14 protein-coding genes are annotated in these 17,310 nt (G+C 62.6%); 7 read left to right on the forward strand and 7 right to left on the reverse strand.

Annotated features, from left to right (window positions below; all coding sequences use genetic code 11):
* Nucleotides 1-75: 75 nt before the first annotated feature.
* From ACOYXG_RS25070 to pilG, 7 genes are all read right to left on the reverse strand, one after another.
* The gene (locus ACOYXG_RS25070; protein ID WP_027610588.1) at nucleotides 76-441 is read right to left on the reverse strand and encodes a DUF6124 family protein; all 366 of its coding nucleotides are present in this window, start codon (nucleotides 439-441) and stop codon (nucleotides 76-78) included.
* Nucleotides 442-949: 508 nt separating this feature from the next.
* A complete protein-coding gene (locus ACOYXG_RS25075) occupies nucleotides 950-1,420 on the reverse strand; it encodes a chemotaxis protein CheW (protein ID WP_096795755.1) in 471 nt (156 codons plus the stop codon).
* A complete protein-coding gene (locus ACOYXG_RS25080; RefSeq protein WP_460354567.1) occupies nucleotides 1,413-7,313 on the reverse strand; it encodes a hybrid sensor histidine kinase/response regulator in 5,901 nt (1,966 codons plus the stop codon). The genes ACOYXG_RS25075 and ACOYXG_RS25080 overlap by 8 nt, the downstream gene beginning before the upstream one ends.
* 11 nt (nucleotides 7,314-7,324) lie before the next feature.
* Nucleotides 7,325-9,379, reverse strand: coding sequence for a methyl-accepting chemotaxis protein (locus ACOYXG_RS25085; RefSeq protein WP_027610585.1), 2,055 nt, complete (start codon nucleotides 9,377-9,379; stop codon nucleotides 7,325-7,327).
* Between the two features lie 154 nt (nucleotides 9,380-9,533).
* Nucleotides 9,534-10,073: a chemotaxis protein CheW gene (locus ACOYXG_RS25090; RefSeq protein WP_007964098.1), complete on the reverse strand. Its 540-nt coding sequence runs from the start codon at nucleotides 10,071-10,073 to the stop codon at nucleotides 9,534-9,536.
* Between the two features lie 10 nt (nucleotides 10,074-10,083).
* Nucleotides 10,084-10,449 carry a twitching motility response regulator PilH gene (gene pilH, locus ACOYXG_RS25095; protein ID WP_025109154.1) on the reverse strand — a complete coding sequence of 122 codons (366 nt, stop codon included), beginning with the start codon at nucleotides 10,447-10,449 and terminating at the stop codon, nucleotides 10,084-10,086.
* A 60-nt stretch (nucleotides 10,450-10,509) separates the two neighbouring features.
* On the reverse strand, nucleotides 10,510-10,914 hold the full coding sequence (gene pilG / locus ACOYXG_RS25100) for a twitching motility response regulator PilG (RefSeq protein WP_097088976.1): 405 nt from the start codon (nucleotides 10,912-10,914) through the stop codon (nucleotides 10,510-10,512).
* Nucleotides 10,915-11,139: 225 nt separating this feature from the next.
* Between pilG and gshB the strand changes: the two genes are divergently transcribed.
* The 7 genes from gshB (at nucleotide 11,140) to ACOYXG_RS25135 (ending at nucleotide 17,252) form a co-directional block, all read left to right on the forward strand.
* Nucleotides 11,140-12,111: a glutathione synthase gene (gshB, locus tag ACOYXG_RS25105; protein WP_103369357.1), complete on the forward strand. Its 972-nt coding sequence runs from the start codon at nucleotides 11,140-11,142 to the stop codon at nucleotides 12,109-12,111.
* A gap of 107 nt (nucleotides 12,112-12,218) precedes the next feature.
* On the forward strand, nucleotides 12,219-13,118 hold the full coding sequence (locus ACOYXG_RS25110; RefSeq protein ID WP_460354572.1) for an energy transducer TonB: 900 nt from the start codon (nucleotides 12,219-12,221) through the stop codon (nucleotides 13,116-13,118).
* A gap of 235 nt (nucleotides 13,119-13,353) precedes the next feature.
* The gene (locus ACOYXG_RS25115) at nucleotides 13,354-13,926 is read left to right on the forward strand and encodes a YqgE/AlgH family protein (protein WP_460354575.1); all 573 of its coding nucleotides are present in this window, start codon (nucleotides 13,354-13,356) and stop codon (nucleotides 13,924-13,926) included.
* A complete protein-coding gene (gene ruvX, locus ACOYXG_RS25120) occupies nucleotides 13,926-14,363 on the forward strand; it encodes a Holliday junction resolvase RuvX (protein ID WP_460354578.1) in 438 nt (145 codons plus the stop codon). The genes ACOYXG_RS25115 and ruvX overlap by 1 nt, the downstream gene beginning before the upstream one ends.
* Nucleotides 14,364-14,444: 81 nt before the next feature.
* Nucleotides 14,445-14,951, forward strand: coding sequence for a bifunctional pyr operon transcriptional regulator/uracil phosphoribosyltransferase PyrR (gene pyrR, locus ACOYXG_RS25125; protein ID WP_027610583.1), 507 nt, complete (start codon nucleotides 14,445-14,447; stop codon nucleotides 14,949-14,951).
* Nucleotides 14,952-14,979: 28 nt separating this feature from the next.
* Nucleotides 14,980-15,984, forward strand: a complete 1,005-nt coding sequence (locus tag ACOYXG_RS25130) for an aspartate carbamoyltransferase catalytic subunit (RefSeq protein ID WP_003229107.1) — start codon at nucleotides 14,980-14,982, stop codon at nucleotides 15,982-15,984.
* Nucleotides 15,981-17,252: a dihydroorotase gene (locus ACOYXG_RS25135; RefSeq protein ID WP_336838926.1), complete on the forward strand. Its 1,272-nt coding sequence runs from the start codon at nucleotides 15,981-15,983 to the stop codon at nucleotides 17,250-17,252. Before ACOYXG_RS25130 ends, ACOYXG_RS25135 begins: the two co-directional genes overlap by 4 nt.
* Nucleotides 17,253-17,310 lie beyond the last annotated feature (58 nt).

A 17,310-nucleotide genomic window follows, 5' to 3' on the forward strand; every position in this document is an offset into this window, starting at 1 on the left:
AAAATCCCGGATCACTGAAGATCCAATGTGGGAGCGAGCCTGCTCGCGAAGAGGCCAGTCGGAACACCGCATCAATCAGTCCGTGGGCACCAATTTGTCCAACACCCGATTGACCGCCATCTCCGCCACCATCACCACCTGAGCAATGCCCTGCAGCGTCTTGCGGTGCGTGCCTTGCACCAGCGCCGCATGGTTGTTGAGCATGACCGTAGCGGAGCCAAGGGATTCGCTGGCGTCGGCCAGCAGGGATTCGCTGTCGGCGTCGGGGTTGGCCATGTACAGCGTGTTGGGGGTGTAGGGCGTGGCCATGAGGTCGGGTTTTGGCGGGCCGAGGTAATGGTCGAGGGCGCGTTCGGCGGCTTCGTGGAATTTCTTTGATTCGGGGGCTTCGTAGGGGGATGCCGTGTCGGTGACCGGCGGGTTAGGTGTTACTTTGAACATCGGAATGTACCTCTGTGAGGCCGCACCATCTCGCTGCTAAACGGTAGGGTGGCGGCTGTGCGCAAGTTAGCAGACCGGTCATTCCGGAACCCGGCGCACCCGAAGGTGCCATGCACACAGCCACCATCAAGCGCAGGCGAATGCCTGACCGGATGAGACTTGTACGACCGGAATAAAACGAAGCCGGGCTGCTAAACCCGATCACTGGGAATCAGTGACGCAATCAAGTTACGCAGCCTGCCGAGGGCGCACAAGCCGGCGGATTCTGGTGCATGCGTAGGCAGCGGCGCAAGGATTTGTAGGCTGGTGAGGCGTAACACTGAGTGTTTTTAAACAACCATGCTGAATAGTGTTTATTGCACTGAAGGGATTGAGATTTGTCTCTCAGATTTTGGGTGATGCCGCAGGCGCTATCGCGAGCAGGCTCACTCCTACAGGAGGAACGCATTCCAATTGTAGGAGTGAGCCTGCTCGCGAAGAGGCCAGTCAGAGCAGCACAAAGGCTGGATCAGTGAACCAGCCCTGCCTCCACCAACAACTGCTCCAACCCCAACAAATCCGGCACCTTGGCCACCTGCTCCCCGACCTGCACCGCCGCCTGCTCCAGCGCACACAACGGCACATCGACATAACTCAACTGACTGTCGAGCTTGTACGAACGCGGTATCCCCTGCACCAGCAGCGCAATGAACTTCAGCTGTGGCAAGCCGCCGAGGGCGTTGAGGATGACGATCCGCGCGCGTTCGCCGATGACGACTTTCTGCCCGCAGGCCGACTCGAAACTCAGCAGCGGAATCTGCCGTTCACGCCAGCTCACTCGCCCCAGGTACCACGGCGGTGTGTCCAGATCGAAGGCGCTGGCCTGGTAGTCGATCAGCTCGGCCACGGCGACGTTGGGCAGGATCAGGTTGCGGTCGGCCAATGGCAGCAGCAGGCCGGTGAGTTGGCTGGTGCGCGCGTTGTGGCGGCGCTCATGCATGTTTCTTGCTCCAGTGGGCAATGCTTTCGAGCAGCACCGATTCCTGATACGGCTTGCCGAGGTAGTCGTTGACGCCGATGGCCATCGCGCGGTCGCGGTGCTTCTGCCCGGTGCGCGAGGTGATCATGATGATCGGCAGGTGTTGCAGGCGTTCATCGTGGCGCACTTGGGTGGCGACTTCGAAGCCGTCCATGCGCGGCATTTCGATGTCGAGCAGCATCAGGTCGGGCATGTGCTCTTCGAGCAGCAACATCGCGTCGACACCGTCCTTGGCGGTCAGTACGCTCATGCCGTGGCGTTCGAGCAAACGGCTGGTGACCTTGCGCACGGTCACCGAGTCATCGACCACCAGCACCAGCAGTGGCTTCTGCGGTTCGCTGTCGATTTCCGCCTGCGCCGGACGCTGTGCAACCCGCGCCTGCATCGCGCGGATCGGTGCGAGTAGATCAAGAATCAGCACCACCCGGCCATCGCCAAGAATCGTCGCCCCGGACACGCCCTGCACTGCCGCGAACTGCGGGCCGAGGCTCTTGACCACGATCTCGCGGGTGCCAGCCATCGCATCGACCTGCACCGCGATGTGCCGGTCATTGCACTGCACCAGAAGCACCGGCAACGGCAGGCTCTGGCCGAGCAGTTTCGGGCGCGGCGCGGTTTTCAGCAGCTCGCCCAGGTAGCACAACTCATAGCGCTGGCCGGCGTAGTGGTAGCTCGGTGGATCGTTACGGAAGTGCCCTTCCAGATCATTCGGCAGGACGCGGACGATGCCTTCGATGGTGTTCAGCGGAATCGCGTATTGATCCTCGCCGCATTGCACCATCAGCGCGCGGTTGACCGACACGGTGAACGGCAGACGAATGCGGAAGTGCACGCCCTGCCCCGGCACCGAGTCGATGCTCATGGTGCCGCCGAGCTGCCGGACTTCCTCATGAACCACGTCCATGCCGACGCCGCGCCCGGAAATCTGGGTGATCTTTTCCGCCGTGGAGAACCCCGGCTGCAGGATGAATTGCAGCACGTCGCGGTCGCTGAGTTCGGCGTCCGGTGCCAGCAGGCCGCGCTTGATCGCCTTGCGCCGCACCGCTTCCAGCGGCACCCCGGCGCCGTCGTCGCGAATATCGAAAACGATGTCGCCACCCTCGCGGGTCAGGTCCAGGGTGATCGTGCCCTGCGCCGGTTTGCCCGCCGCCAGCCGCACTTCGGCCGACTCCAGACCATGGTCGACGGCGTTGCGCAGCATGTGCTCCAGCGGCGCGGCCATGCGCTCCAGCACGTTGCGATCCATCTCGCCTTCGGCGTTGCCGATGATGAACGCGACGTCTTTGTTCAGCTCTTCGGCGACCTGCCGCACGATACGTTTCAGGCGCGGCAGCATGCGTTCGAACGGCACCATGCGCGTGCGCATCAGGCCTTCCTGCAATTCGGTATTGATCCGCCCCTGTTGCTGCAACAGGTTCTCGGCGTCGTGGTTGCGGCGGTCAAGGGTTTCCTTGAGATCGAGCAGGTCGGAGGCGGATTCGAACAGCGCCCGCGACAGTTGCTGCAACTGCGAATGCCGATCCATTTCCAGCGGATCGAACTCTTCGTAACCGAGGCGCTCGGCATCGACTTGCTGACGGCTGAGGATCCGCCCCTGGGTTTCGGTGTCGAGCCGGCGCAACTGATCGCGCATGCGTTCGATCGTGGTTTCCATCTCGTTCAGCGCGGTTTGTGCATCGCTGACTTGCTGCTCGATACGCCCACGGAAAATCGAGGTTTCCCCGGCCAGATTGACCAAGTCATCGAGCAGTTCGGCGGAGACCTTGACCATGTCCGCGCCGGCATCAGCGGCGGGTGCTGCAGGCTCGGTCTTGGTCGGAATCGGCAACGGCGACGGTGTGTCAGGAGTCGCCGGGTGGCTGAAATTCTGGATCGCGTTGATCAGCCGATCCGCCGGCGGGCATGGCTGCCCGGCGCGCACGCCATCGAGCATTTGCGCCAGGCGGTCATGCCCGCGCTGCACCAGCGCGAACAGTTCGGCGGACGGTTGCAGCACGCCGGTGGCGAGGCTTTCGTAAAGGTATTCGAGCTCATGGGCGAGGTCGCCGATCGGGCCGATCTCGACCATCCGCGCGCCGCCCTTGAGGGTGTGCAGATCGCGCAGCAGGGTTTCCACTTCCTGCCGATTGCCCGGCTCGGCCTGCCAGCGCAACAACGCCGCGCCGGAGCTTTCGATGATGTCGAAACCTTCTTCGAGGAAGATTTCCAGCAGTTCCGGATCATGCGCCGCGCTGTCGGGTACAGCCGTCGGCTGCGCCGTTTCGGCACTGCCGGACTGGCCCTGACGGAATTGGCGGATCGCTTCGATCAAGTCTTGCGCCGGGGTCAGTGGCTGATGGTTGTGCAACTGTTCAAGCAACTGGGCCAAGCGGTCGTGGCTCTTGTGCAGCAAGCGTCCGAGCAGCTCACTGTAGCTGTGGCGACGATCTACCAGACCTTCGTAGAGACTTTCCAGCTCATGGGCCAGATCGCCGATGGCATCGACCTCGGCCATCCGCGCGCCACCCTTGAGGGTGTGCAGATCGCGCTGCAACGACGACAGCGGCGCAGCGTTGTCCGGGTCGCTCAACCAGCGCTGCAAGGCTTGTCCGGCACTGTCGAGAATGTCCACCGCTTCTTCGAGAAAGATCTCGACGATCTCGTCGTCCGGTGCGGTCTCGGCATTGGCGTGGGCGAGTTCGGCAGTCGCGGCGCCCAGTTCGCTGATGCTCAAGGTCCTGCTGCCGTCGCTGCGAATCAGCCCCATGGCGGTCGGATCGAGGCTTTCATCGAGCAGCTCGTGCAGGGCACGAATGCGCTGCGGCTGCGGGGTGACTTCCTGGCCGGCGGCCAATTCGTCGAGCATGTTGATCAGCGCTTCATGGGCGTTCTGCGCTTCGTGGAAAAACCTGTCGCTGACCGCCAGGCTGCTTTCTTCGACGGCGCCATAGAGGTCGAGCAAGGCTTCGCAGAGCACGTCCACCGGCAGCAGGTCGGCGAGGTGTGCGCCTTCGCCGAGGGTGGTCAGTTCATCGAGCAGCGCGCTGAGCTCCTGACGCTCGCCGGGGTGTTGCTGCCAGCGTTGCAACAGGCTTTCGGCGTCGAGCAGGATGTCCATGCCCTGGGCGAGGAAGTTGTTGATCAGTTGCGGATCGCGCTTGATCCGCAGGCCGGTGGTCGGCGCGTTAAGGATCGCTTCCAGACGTTCGGCCAGCAGCGTTTCGGTGCGTTTGATCAGCGACTGCGCACCGACAATCGGCGCCAGCGGATCGTGCTTGAGCTGGCGCAAACCGACGCGGAACAGACCTTCGGCTTCGAGGAGCAATTCCACTTCATCCAGATCCAGTGGCAACTGATGCGCCTTGAACTCGCGCGCCAGTTTATCCAGCGCCGCCGCCAGTTCGGCAATCGGCAATACGCCGGCCATCGACGCACTGCCCTTGAGCGTGTGCAAGGCGCGCTGCAATTCGTCGCTGGCCGGCAGCGGCACATGTTCGGCGGCCTGATCGAGGAAGCGGTTGAGGCTGGCGAGGTGGGTTTCGGCCTCGTTGCGAAAGATCTCCAGCAACAGCGGGTCGAGAGCCGCCACGTCGTCGACGTCTTCGGCCGCCAGCGGCTCGACGCCTTTGGCCAGCGCATGCGCGCGGGCCGCCAGTTGATCGACATCGCTGCGCTGCCGCTGGCGCTGAGTGGCGAATTCGCTGATCAGTTCCGGCAGCAACAACACCGTGTCGGTGAGCAACTGCTGCACCTGCGCGCCGGGTTCGACGCTGTGCTCCAACACGCGGTTGAGCAGGTTTTCCACCGCCCAGGCCAGTTCGCCAAGGATCAACGCGCGCACCATGCGCCCGCTGCCCTTCAAGGTGTGAAAGGCGCGGCGCAGCTCGGTCAGGGCGGCGCGGTCATGAGTGTCAGCCGTCCAGCGCGGCAGGTATTCGTGCAGAACCTCAAGCACCTCGTCGGTCTCTTCGAGGAACACTTCGCGCAGTTCATCGTCCACCGGTGCTTCATCGAGCGGCGGTGGCATCAGGCTGCCGGGGGTGATCAAGGCCGGCGGGTTGACTGCCGATACCGGACTGGCCAGCACCTCCGCCAGCGACTGCACGGTCTGCGGATCGTCCAGCGCCTGCAGATCCTGCATCACCAGCGCTTCGCTGGGGCTGAGCACGTCGTCGAGCAGCGGCACGTGCTGTTCGTGTGGAAAGAAACCGAGGCTGGCGAGGCTCTTCTGTGCGACATCCAGCAGTTGCTCATTCGGCGCCTGCGGGTCGTCGCTCAGGCGTTCGAGGTAATACTCGAGGCTGGTGATGACGTCGGCCAGATTATCCAGTTGCTGCCAGCCCGGCTGATGCGGATCGAGCAGCAGGTGTTCGCGGATGAAGCTGTTGCAGGCCTCGACCAGACTCGCCGCCCGGCTCAGCGGAATCATCGCCAGCGCGCCGCGCACCTGGGTCAGCAACTCCGGCAACGGTTGCAGTTGCTGGCGATCCCAGTCGGCGTCGATGTAATCGACGATCATGTCCTTGGCCTGTTGCAGGCAGATGCGTGCTTCCTTGATCACGATCTGATGGATCTGCGTCAGGTCGGTGGTCGGCAGGCGCGCGTCTTCGGGGCTTTCCGGCTCGACGGTGCCGACCATTCCGGCGAGGTTGGCTTCGACGTAAAGCAGCGCGCCGGCAACGTCCATCAGGGTCGCGTCATTCGGTTCGCGCTGGCCCTGAGCGAGGCTGAGCACCACCGCCAGTTGATCGATGATGACTTTGCGCGGCTGGCCGAAACCGAGCACCGCGAGGGTGTCGGCGATCTGCCGCAGCGGCGCCAGCAGACTCTCCAGATCGGAGGTGTGCTGACGGTCGCTACGGACGAACAGGTCGAGGCGTTCCTTGACCCGCACCAATTCTTCGCACAGCGCCGCCAGCACCGAGCGCATCGCATCGCGGTCGGGGCCGGCCAGACGCGCGCGTTCTTCGTCGACCATCGCGCTGTCGGGCAACGCGTCGTCCAGGGAGTAGCGATCTTTCATGGTCAGCATCTGCCCGGTGGGATGTTCGGCTTTGGCAATATAGAACAGCAGGCTTTTCAGCAACTCCGGCGGGGGCGGCTGATTGAGGCCGCGCGGGCCTTGTTCGAGCAGGCGCTTGAGTTCCTTGTCGGCGTCCTTGAACAGGCTGCGCAACGCCGGACTGTTGGCAATGGCGCCTTCGCGCATGCCTTCGACCAGCGCGGATGCGACCTGCCACAGCGGGCTCAACGGCGCATTGGCGCTGAGCGCTTCGAGGCGCTGGAAGACTTTCGCCAGGTATTCGAGGTGGGTCTGGTCATCCTGCTCGCGCAGCAACCCGACCAGCGCCATTTGCAGCATCTGGCGCAACTTGCGCAGCACGTTGGGCCACTCGGCCGGCTCGAGCGCGGCCAAGGCTTCTGCGCTCAACGGCGGCAAGTCCGGCAGTGGCGGGCTGAACAGGCTGGTTTCCGAGAGCAGGCTGTCGCCGCGCGCACTGCGCAGATCGTTGATCAGCGGCAGCACCACCAGCGGCAAGTCGCGGCGGGCGCTCTGCACGCGATCGAGGTAAATCGGCAATTGCCCGAGGGCTTGCAGCAGCAAGTGCAGGGCTTCATCGCGATGGGCGACGCGCCCCTGCTGCAAGGCTTCGACCAGATGCTCCATTTCTTCGGCGAGCAACGCCGCGCCGTAGAACTCAACCATCTGCAAACTGCCGTGCACCTGATGGATATAGGCCAGACACTCATCCAGCCCCGGCGTGGCCTGCGGGTCATCGAGCACGGTTTCAATCGCCTGATGCGCCTGTTTCAGCGTTTCGGCAATTTCACCCTTGACCCATTCGAGGGCCACGTAGTCGTGCCGGTCACCCATAACCACTCCACTCACGCCTTGTCCGTCGCGGACGCCGACGGCAAGGTGAAACCGGATACCGAACGGCGCAGCTGACTGGCCATTTTCGCCAGATTGCCGATGCTCTCGGCGGTGGCGGTGGAGCCGGACGAGGTCTGCGTGGTGATCTGCTGAATCACGTTCATCGTCAGCGAGATCTGACCGGCCGACGAGGTCTGCTGCTGCGCCGCGTTGGAGATGCTTTGAATCAGCGCGGCGAGGGTTTTCGATACACCTTCGATTTCTTCCAGAGCCACACCGGCATCCTGCGCCAGTCGCGCGCCGCGCACCACTTCGGTGGTGGTCTGTTCCATGGAAATCACCGCTTCGTTGGTGTCGGTCTGAATCGCCCGCACCAGGGTTTCGATCTGCCGGGTGGCGGCGGACGAACGTTCGGCCAACCGCTGCACTTCGTCGGCGACCACGGCAAAGCCGCGCCCGGCATCCCCGGCCATCGAAGCCTGAATCGCCGCGTTGAGCGCGAGGATGTTGGTCTGGTCGGCAATGTCGTCGATCAGGCTGACGATGTCGCCGATTTCCTGCGACGACTCGCCCAGACGCTTGATGCGTTTGGCGGTGTCCTGAATCTGTTCGCGGATGTTGTCCATGCCGTGGATGGTGTTGTGCACCACCTCATTGCCCTTGTTGGCGATTTCCACCGAACGCTCGGCCACCGCCGATGATTCAGCGGCGTTGGCCGAGACCTGATCGATGGACTGAGCCATATCGCTGATCGCGGTCGAGGCTTCGGAAATCTGCTGCGCCTGATGTTCCGAGGCCTGGGCCAGGTGCATGGCGGTGGCCTGGGTTTCCTGCACGGCGGCGGCGACCTGGCCGGCGGTGAGGTTGATGGTGGCGACCAGATCGCGCAGTTGGTCGACCGAGTAGTTGATCGAATCGGCGATGGTCCCGGTGAAGTCTTCGGTCACCGAGGCGGTCACGGTCAGGTCACCGTCGGCGAGGTCTTCGATCTCATCGAGCAGGCGCATGATCGCGTTCTGATTGCGTTCGTTCTTCTCGGCGGTCTCGCGCAACTGGCGGTTGGTTTCACGAACCATGACCATGCCGATCAGGATGATCGAGGCCAGCGCCAGCAAGCCCAGCACGTAGCCGCCAATGGTGTCGGTGTTGCGCCCGCCGGCAAGGTTTTCGAAACCGCTGGCGAGGTGCGAGGCTTCGTCGAGCAGGGTCTGCGACAGGCTGAAGATATTGCTCGCCGACTCCCGGACCTTGAACAGCTCCGGCGAGGTTTCGAGGATTTCGTCCACCGAGCCGGAGACGAACTGGAACAGCTCGGAGATTTCACTCAGCCGCGCACGGGCATCACGGTCTTCGACTTGGCTGATTTTCAGGGTCGGGTTGCCCTGCAACATGCCGTTGAGGACTTGGCCGAAACGGGTGGCGTCGCGGCCAAACGCATCGGCAGCCTGCTGCGAATTCTCGTCGCCAGCGAGCACGGTGTTGACCGCGCCGAGAATGCGTTCGGCCAGCAGCGATTGGCGCTGGGCCATCGCCACTTGGGCGGCTGGCGCGCCGCGTTGCAGAAGAATCTCGACGACTTTTTCGTATTCGATCTGCAACTGCGGCACGGTTTCGGCCAGGGTCGCGGCGACTTGATGCAGCGAGAGCACGGTCTGCTCGCTGGAGAGAATCGCATCGGTGTTTTTCAGCAGGCGTTCCCAATCCAGCTGCACCGCGCGCATTTCCGGGCGCACGGTGGCCGGCGCGGGTGGCAGGCCGGTGGCCGGGTCGCCCTTCTTCAGGTAACCCCAGCGCTGGGCAAAATCATTGCGCGCATCGCTCAGCAGCTTGAACGCAGCCGACTTCCCGGCAGCCGCCTCGGTGGCGTTCTTGGCGATGCGTTGCGACAGCACGCGCAGCTCACCGGCGTGGCCGATGTACTGCTTGTCGTAGTTGGCCTGGGTGTTGAGGTAGGCGAAGTTGGCGAACAGCAGCATGATGAACACGATCAGTGCGATGAACAGCACGATGATCTGCGAGCGACTGCGCGACCCTTCCGCCGACTTGCCTGTTTTTGCCTTTGTCATCGGTCCTCGCCCTTAACCCACATCTTTGAGGCCTGCTGCAATCCCTGTGGGAGCGAGCCTGCTCGCGAAAGCGTCGGGTCAGCCAATATTTATCTTGCCTGACACGCCCTCTTCGCGAGCAGGCTCGCTCCCACAGGGGACAGTGTTGAATCTGTTATATCGCGACGCTCATGAACACCGGCGATTTGGCCAGCGCAAACAGGCTGAACACCCGCCAGTTCTGCTCACGCCGGAAATAGCCTTTGACGAACTCGGCCTTGGAACCCTGGCGTTTGCTGATCGAGATCGGTTCGAAGCTGTCCTGCTCGAAGTGCTGCAGACCGAACACCTCATCCACCAGCAACCCGGCGAACACATCGTTGTGCTCCACCACCAACACACGCCGCTGTTTGCGCAACGGCGACAGCTCGTGACCGAAAAAGCCGCACAGGTCCATGATCGGCAGCAAGCGCCCACGCAGGTTAGCCACCCCTTTGACCCACGGCTTGACCCCGGGCAACTGAGTGCAGCGCGGTTCGTGCAGCACTTCGCTGACTTCGCCCATCGGCGTCACGTACCAGTGCTCGCCGAGGCGAAAGCCGATGCCGCTCCAGCGATCCTGACGGCCGGGCTGCGACGGCAGGTCCGCCGCCAGCAGACGGCAGCGCTGGTCGATCTGCCACAGCAGCTCGAACGCGGTCAGCGACTGGTTCATGGCCGCGCGATCAACCGGCCAGCACGTTGTTCAGGGTCTTGATCAGCATGTCTTCTTCGACCGGTTTGGTCAGGTAATCCTTCGCGCCCTGGCGCGTGCCCCAGACCTTGTCGGTTTCCTGATCCTTGGTGGTGATGATGATCACCGGAATATGGCTGGTCTCGGCATCCTTGGTCAGTTGCCGGGTGGCCTGGAAGCCGTTGAGGCCGGGCATGACGATGTCCATCAGCACGGCGTCGGGTTTTTCCTGACGGGCCAGGGCCACGCCGTCGGCGCCGTTTTCGGCCTTGAGCACTTCATGGCCGTGCTTTTCCAGCATGCCGGTGAGTTTGTACATTTCAGTCGGCGAATCATCGACGATCAGGATACGTGCCATGGTCTTCCCCATTTTTCTTGTCGACACCCGGCCCGCTGGCCGAGCGTCACTGTACGTGTCTTACTGCGGCAAAACGGCGGCGAAGCCCGGAACATGGGCCTGAATCGCGTCGAGCAGTTCTTCCTTGCTGAAAGGCTTGGTCAAAAATTGATCAGAACCGACAATCCGCCCCTTGGCCTTGTCGAACAGCCCGTCACGCGACGACAGCATGATCACCGGCGTGGCCTTGAACGCACTGTTGTTCTTGATTAAAGCGCAGGTCTGATAACCATCCAGACGCGGCATCATGATGTCGACAAAAATGATCCCGGGGTGGTGGTCGGCGATCTTGGCCAACGCGTCGAAACCGTCGATGGCCGTGATGACTTCGCAGCCCACATTTCTCAACAGCGTTTCGGCGGTGCGACGAATCGTTTTCGAGTCATCGATCACCATGACCTTCAAGGCGCTGGACTGCTGTTCCATAAGAGGGCTCTACCGTCGCCTTTGCGAATCAAATTGTCCGTTTTGCGATGAGTAATGGCTGGAAACCCTTGATGCTCAAGGGCCAGCACGCTATGCCAGCCTTTTTAGCACAGTCTCCAGATGCAATCTATCGACGGGTTTTTCCTTGACCGAAAACCCTGCCAGCGCCACTCTGGCGGCACTTTTTCAATACCGATCCGGTAGCCAATTTTCGAGGAAAACCCAATGAGCGTTCGCGTCGGGATTGTCATGGACCCTATCGCCAGCATTTCCTATAAAAAGGATAGCTCGCTGGCCATGCTGCTGGCCGCGCAGAAACGTGGCTGGGAACTGTTCTACATGGAGCAGCGCGACCTGTATCAGGCCGAAGGTCAGGCCCGGGCGCGCATGAAGCCGCTGAAAGTCTTCGCCAACCCGGAAAAATGGTTCGAACTGGACGCCGAGCAGGACAACCTGCTGAGCGACCTCGACGTGATCCTGATGCGCAAGGATCCGCCGTTCGACATGGAGTTCGTCTACTCCACCTACTTGCTGGAACAGGCCGAAACCGCCGGTGTGCTGGTGGTCAACAAGCCGCAGAGCCTGCGCGACTGCAACGAAAAACTGTTCGCCACGCTGTTCCCGCAGTGCACCCCGCCGACCGTGGTCAGCCGCCGCGCCGATGTGCTGCGTGAATTCGCCGCCAAGCATGGCGATGTGATCCTCAAGCCGCTGGACGGCATGGGCGGCACTTCGATTTTCCGTCACCGCGTCGGCGACCCGAACCTGTCGGTGATTCTGGAAACCCTGACCGCCCTCGGCAATCAGCAGATCATGGGCCAGGCCTACCTGCCGGCAATCAAGGACGGCGACAAACGCATCCTGATGATCGACGGCGAGCCGGTGGATTACTGCCTGGCGCGAATTCCGGCTCAAGGCGAAACCCGTGGCAACCTCGCGGCCGGTGGTCGTGGTGAAGCAAGGCCGTTGACCGACAAGGATCGCTGGATTGCCGCCCAGGTCGGCCCGACCCTGCGCGAGAAAGGTCTGCTGTTCGTCGGTCTGGACGTGATCGGTGAAAACCTCACCGAAATCAACGTCACCAGCCCGACCTGCATCCGCGAGATCGACAACGCTTTCGGTACCGATATCGGCGGCATGCTGATGGATGCCATCGACAAGAAGCTGCAAGCCGCCGGCAAAAAGCCGCAAGCTTGACGTGTGTCACATGCAGCCTGTCGCTTGAAGCGTGAAGCCCAAGGCGCGAAACCAACATTGCGTTATCATGCGCAGCCTCTGAAAAACGCGATGTTGGTTTTCTTGTCATGACCCTCCCGTCCGATCTGCCCGCAGAACTCGCCCACCGTGGCGTGCGCCCGGCCGATCGCCTCGGATTTACCCTGTTTCTCGCGGCGCTGATTCATTTGGCGCTGCTGCTCGGCGTCGGCTTTACCATGGTCGAACCCAAGCAGATCAGCAAAACCCTGGAAATCACCCTCGCCACCTTCAAGAGCGAAACCAAGCCGAAAAAGGCTGATTTCCTCGCTCAGGAAAACCAGGAAGGCAGCGGCACCCTCGACAAGAAGGCGATTCCCAAGACCACCGAGGTCGCGCCGTTCCAGGACAATCAGGTCAAGAAGGTCACCCCGCCCCCGGCCGCCAAACCGGAAGTACGCGAAGCCGCGTCCAAGGCTGCGGTGACCACCGTGGCGCCGAAACAGCAAAAGGCGCCGACCAAGAAAGAAGAAACCAAAACCGAGACCAAACCCGCGGTCAACGCGCCGACATTCGACAGCTCGCAGCTGTCCAGCGACATCGCCAGCCTCGAAGCGGAACTGGCCAACGAACAACAGTTGTACGCCAAGCGCCCGCGGATTCACCGCTTGAGCGCGGCCTCGACCATGCGCGACAAGGGCGCCTGGTACAAGGATGACTGGCGCAAGAAGGTCGAGCGCATCGGCAACCTCAATTACCCGGAAGAAGCGCGGCGCAAGCAGATTTACGGCAACCTGCGGCTGATGGTCTCGATCAACCGCGATGGCTCGCTGTATGAAGTGCTGGTGCTGGAGTCCTCCGGCCAGCCGCTGCTGGATCAGGCGGCGCAGCGCATCGTCCGGCTGGCGGCACCGTTTGCACCGTTTACCGGCGATCTGTCGGATATCGACCGACTGGAAATCATCCGCACCTGGAAATTCGCCCGGGGCGACAAGCTCTCCAGTAACTGACCGCCGGCATACAGGTTTTTTGTGGTGAGGGGATTTATCCCCGATCGGCTGCGAAGCAGTCGCAAAACCAGCATGCGCGGTATGTCAGGCATATCACGTCAATGGATTCAGGGCCGCTTCGCGCCCCATCGGGGGTAAATCCCCTCACCACAAAGGTTCAGCTTCAACAATGGATCTGCGTTGTTCTCTGATCCTCAGCTTGTCAGTTCGCCCCTTGAACGCCACACTATCGCTCATGAAAAACGTCAGCCCCAGCTACCTCAAGCATCACTTCCTGATCGCCATGCCGCACATGGCCGACCCGAACTTTGCCCACACCTTGACCTACATCGTCGAGCACACGGCCAATGGCGCCATGGGGCTGGTGGTCAATCGACCGCAAGAGCTGAATCTGGCTGACATTCTCGAGCAATTGCGCCCGGACATCGATCCGCCAGCGCTGTGCCAGCATGTGCCGATCTTCATTGGTGGCCCGGTGCAGACCGATCGCGGTTTCGTCCTGCACCCGGCGGGCAAGACCTTTCAGGCCACCGTCGAACTGGACGGTGATCTGGCGCTGTCCACCTCGCAGGACGTGCTGTTCGCCATCGCCGACGGCGTAGGCCCGGCGAAAAGCGTAATCACCCTTGGTTATGCCGGTTGGGAAGCCGGGCAACTGGAGGCCGAACTGGCCGACAACGCCTGGCTGACCTGCCCGTACGACGCCGACATCCTGTTCAACACCAGCAGCGAGCTGCGTCTGGAAGCAGCGGCACGGTATCTGGGGATCAACCTCAGCCTGCTGACCAGTCAGGCGGGGCACGCCTGATGGCCCTGCGCCTGATTCTCGGCTTCGACTACGGCACCAAACAGATCGGCGTTGCGGTCGGCCAGGTGATTACCGGCCAGGCCCACGAGCTGTGCACCCTGAAAGCGCAGAACGGCGTACCCGACTGGAATCAGGTCGAAGCGCTGTTCAAGGAATGGAAACCCGACGCCGTGGTGGTCGGCCTGCCGCTGAACATGGACGGTACGCCCAGCGAGATGTGCCTGCGCGCGGAGAAATTCGCCCGCCGTCTCAATGGCCGTTTCAATGTGCCCTTCTATACCCACGACGAACGCCTGACCACCTTTGAAGCCAAGGGTGAGCGACTGGTGCGTGGCGGGCAGAAAGGCAGTTATCGCGACAACCCGGTGGACGCCATCGCCGCCGCTCTGCTGCTGCAGGGCTGGCTCGATGAAAACACTGCATTGTTTGAATCCTGACAAGCGCTTCGGCGCTTTTCTTTTGGTTATAAACCCAGCCACGTCCGGCAGGACGCGGCTCGGAATCACGAAGGAGCATCCATGAGCCTGCCCAATCCCGCCGATCTGATCAGCCAGATGGCGACCCGCCTCAAGGCGCACCTTGCACAGCGTGATATCAGCGAACCGCGTTACATCGGCATCCGCACTGGCGGCATCTGGGTCGCGCAGGCCTTGCTCAAGGAATTGGCCAGCGACGCGCCATTGGGCACGCTGGATGTTTCCTTCTACCGCGACGACTTCAGCCAGAACGGCCTGCACCCGCAAGTGCGCCCGTCGGCCCTGCCCTTCGAGATCGAAGGCCAGCACCTGGTGCTGATCGATGACGTATTGATGAGCGGCCGCACCATCCGCGCCGCCATGAACGAACTGTTCGACTACGGCCGCCCGGCCAGCGTGACCCTGGTCTGCCTGCTCGACCTGGACGCCGGCGAGCTGCCGATCCGCCCGAACGTGGTCGGCGCGACCCTGTCGCTGGCCGCCAATGAGCGGGTCAAGCTGTCCGGCCCGGAGCCGCTGACGCTCGAACTGCAAGACCTGAATTCCTAACCCGCCCTTATTGAGAGTCCCCCTCGCGATGACGCCTCTAGATACCAAGCGCCCGCTGCAGCTCAATGATCAGGGCCAGCTGCGCCACTTCCTCTCGCTCGACGGCCTGCGCCGCGAGTTGCTGACGGAAATCCTCGACACTGCCGACTCGTTCCTCGAAGTCGGTGCCCGGGCGGTGAAGAAGGTCCCGTTGCTGCGCGGCAAGACCGTGTGCAACGTGTTCTTCGAAAACTCCACCCGCACCCGCACCACCTTCGAACTGGCGGCCCAGCGGCTGTCGGCGGACGTGATCACCCTGAACGTGTCGACCTCGTCGGCCAGTAAAGGTGAAACCCTGCTCGACACCCTGCGCAACCTCGAAGCCATGGCCGCCGACATGTTCGTCGTGCGCCACGGTGATTCCGGCGCCGCACACTTCATCGCCGAACACGTCTGCCCGCAGGTGGCAATCATCAACGGCGGCGACGGCCGTCACGCGCACCCGACCCAGGGCATGCTCGACATGCTCACCATCCGTCGGCACAAGGGCGGTTTCGAAAACCTCTCGGTGGCGATCGTCGGCGACATCCTGCACTCGCGGGTGGCGCGCTCGAACATGCTCGCGCTGAAGACCCTCGGCTGCCCGGACATCCGCGTGATCGCGCCGAAGACTCTGCTGCCGATCGGCATCGAGCAGTACGGCGTCAAGGTCTACACCGACATGAATGAAGGCCTGAAGGACGTCGACGTGGTGATCATGCTGCGCCTGCAGCGTGAGCGCATGACCGGCGGCCTGCTACCGAGCGAAGGCGAGTTCTACCGCCTGTTCGGCCTGACTACCGCGCGTCTGGCCGGGGCCAAGCCCGATTGCATCGTCATGCACCCAGGGCCGATCAACCGTGGGGTAGAGATTGAGTCCGCGGTGGCCGACGGCCCGCACTCGGTGATCCTCAATCAAGTCACCTACGGCATCGCCATCCGCATGGCCGTGCTGTCGATGGCGATGAGCGGGCAAACAGCGCAACGTCAATTCGAGCAGGAGAACGCCCAGTGAAGCTCAGCATTCTCGGCGCCCGCGTCATCGATCCAAGCAGCGGCCTGGATCAAATCACCGACATTCACGTTGAAGCCTGCAAGATCGTCGCCCTCGGCGCCGCACCGGCCGGCTTCACCGCAGTGGAAACCATCGACGCCAGCGGTCTGGTTGCAGCACCGGGCCTGGTCGACCTGAACGTGGCCCTGCGCGAGCCGGGCTACAGCCGCAAAGGCACGATCGCCAGCGAAACCCGCGCCGCAGCGGCCGGTGGCGTGACCAGCCTGTGCTGCCCGCCGAAAACCAAACCTGTACTCGACACCTCGGCCGTGGCCGAACTGATCCTCGACCGCGCCCGCGAAGCCGGCAACACCAAGGTGTTCCCGATCGGCGCGCTGAGCAAAGGGCTGGACGGCGAACAGCTTGCAGAGCTGGTGGCGCTGCGCGACGCCGGGTGTGTGGCGTTCGGCAATGGTCTGGAGAGTTTCCGCAACACCCGCACCCTGTGCCGGGCATTGGAATACGCGGCGACCTTCGACCTGACAGTGATTTTCAATTCGCAGGATCACGATCTGGCCGATGGCGGTCTGGCCCATGAAGGCGCGGTCGCCAGTTTCCTCGGCCTGCCGGGGATTCCGGAAACCGCGGAAACCGTGGCTTTGGCCCGCGATCTGCTGCTGGTCGAGCAGACCGGCGTGCGCGCGCACTTCAGCCAACTGACCAGCGCGCGCGGCGTGGCCCTGATCGCTCAGGCGCAGGCCCGTGGTTTGAAGGTCACCGCCGATGTCGCTCTGTATCAGTTGATCCTCACCGATGAAGCGCTGATCGACTTCAGCAGCCTGTATCACGTGCAACCGCCGCTGCGCACCCGCGCCGACCGCGACGGCCTGCGTGAAGCGGTGAAGTCCGGGGTGATTTCGGCGATTTCCAGCCATCACCAACCACATGAGCGCGACGCCAAACTGGCACCGTTCGGCGCGACCGAGCCGGGCATCAGCAGTGTGGAATTGCTGCTGCCGCTGGCGATGACGCTGGTTGAGGATGGTTTACTGGATCTGCCGACCCTGCTGGCGCGCCTGAGTGCCGGGCCTGCGGATGCACTGCGTCTGCCGGCGGGCAAACTGGCGGTAGGCGGTGCGGCGGATATCGTGCTGTTCGACCCGAAGGCGTCCACCGTGGCCGGCGAAGGCTGGCTGTCGAAGGGCGAGAACTGCCCGTTCCTTGGGCACACCCTGCCGGGTGTGGTGCGTTACACCTTGGTGGATGGGCGGATCAGTCACCAGGCGTAACCGGCTGCTGAGGGACATTGTGGCGAGGGGATTTATCCCCGATGGGCTGCGCAGCAGC

The organism is Pseudomonas sp. G3-39 (assembly GCF_054790485.1).

Bases quoted from the DNA above. Each gene is read 5' to 3' on its own strand.
- ACOYXG_RS25070 (WP_027610588.1), bottom strand. From the start codon at position 441: ATGTTCAAAGTAACACCTAACCCGCCGGTCACCGACACGGCATCCCCC.
- ACOYXG_RS25075 (WP_096795755.1), bottom strand. From the start codon at position 1,420: ATGCATGAGCGCCGCCACAACGCGCGCACCAGCCAACTCACCGGCCTG.
- ACOYXG_RS25080 (WP_460354567.1), bottom strand. From the start codon at position 7,313: ATGGGTGACCGGCACGACTACGTGGCCCTCGAATGGGTCAAGGGTGAA.
- ACOYXG_RS25085 (WP_027610585.1), bottom strand. From the start codon at position 9,379: ATGACAAAGGCAAAAACAGGCAAGTCGGCGGAAGGGTCGCGCAGTCGC.
- ACOYXG_RS25090 (WP_007964098.1), bottom strand. From the start codon at position 10,073: ATGAACCAGTCGCTGACCGCGTTCGAGCTGCTGTGGCAGATCGACCAG.
- pilH (WP_025109154.1), bottom strand. From the start codon at position 10,449: ATGGCACGTATCCTGATCGTCGATGATTCGCCGACTGAAATGTACAAA.
- pilG (WP_097088976.1), bottom strand. From the start codon at position 10,914: ATGGAACAGCAGTCCAGCGCCTTGAAGGTCATGGTGATCGATGACTCG.
- gshB (WP_103369357.1), top strand. From the start codon at position 11,140: ATGAGCGTTCGCGTCGGGATTGTCATGGACCCTATCGCCAGCATTTCC.
- ACOYXG_RS25110 (WP_460354572.1), top strand. From the start codon at position 12,219: ATGACCCTCCCGTCCGATCTGCCCGCAGAACTCGCCCACCGTGGCGTG.
- ACOYXG_RS25115 (WP_460354575.1), top strand. From the start codon at position 13,354: ATGAAAAACGTCAGCCCCAGCTACCTCAAGCATCACTTCCTGATCGCC.
- ruvX (WP_460354578.1), top strand. From the start codon at position 13,926: ATGGCCCTGCGCCTGATTCTCGGCTTCGACTACGGCACCAAACAGATC.
- pyrR (WP_027610583.1), top strand. From the start codon at position 14,445: ATGAGCCTGCCCAATCCCGCCGATCTGATCAGCCAGATGGCGACCCGC.
- ACOYXG_RS25130 (WP_003229107.1), top strand. From the start codon at position 14,980: ATGACGCCTCTAGATACCAAGCGCCCGCTGCAGCTCAATGATCAGGGC.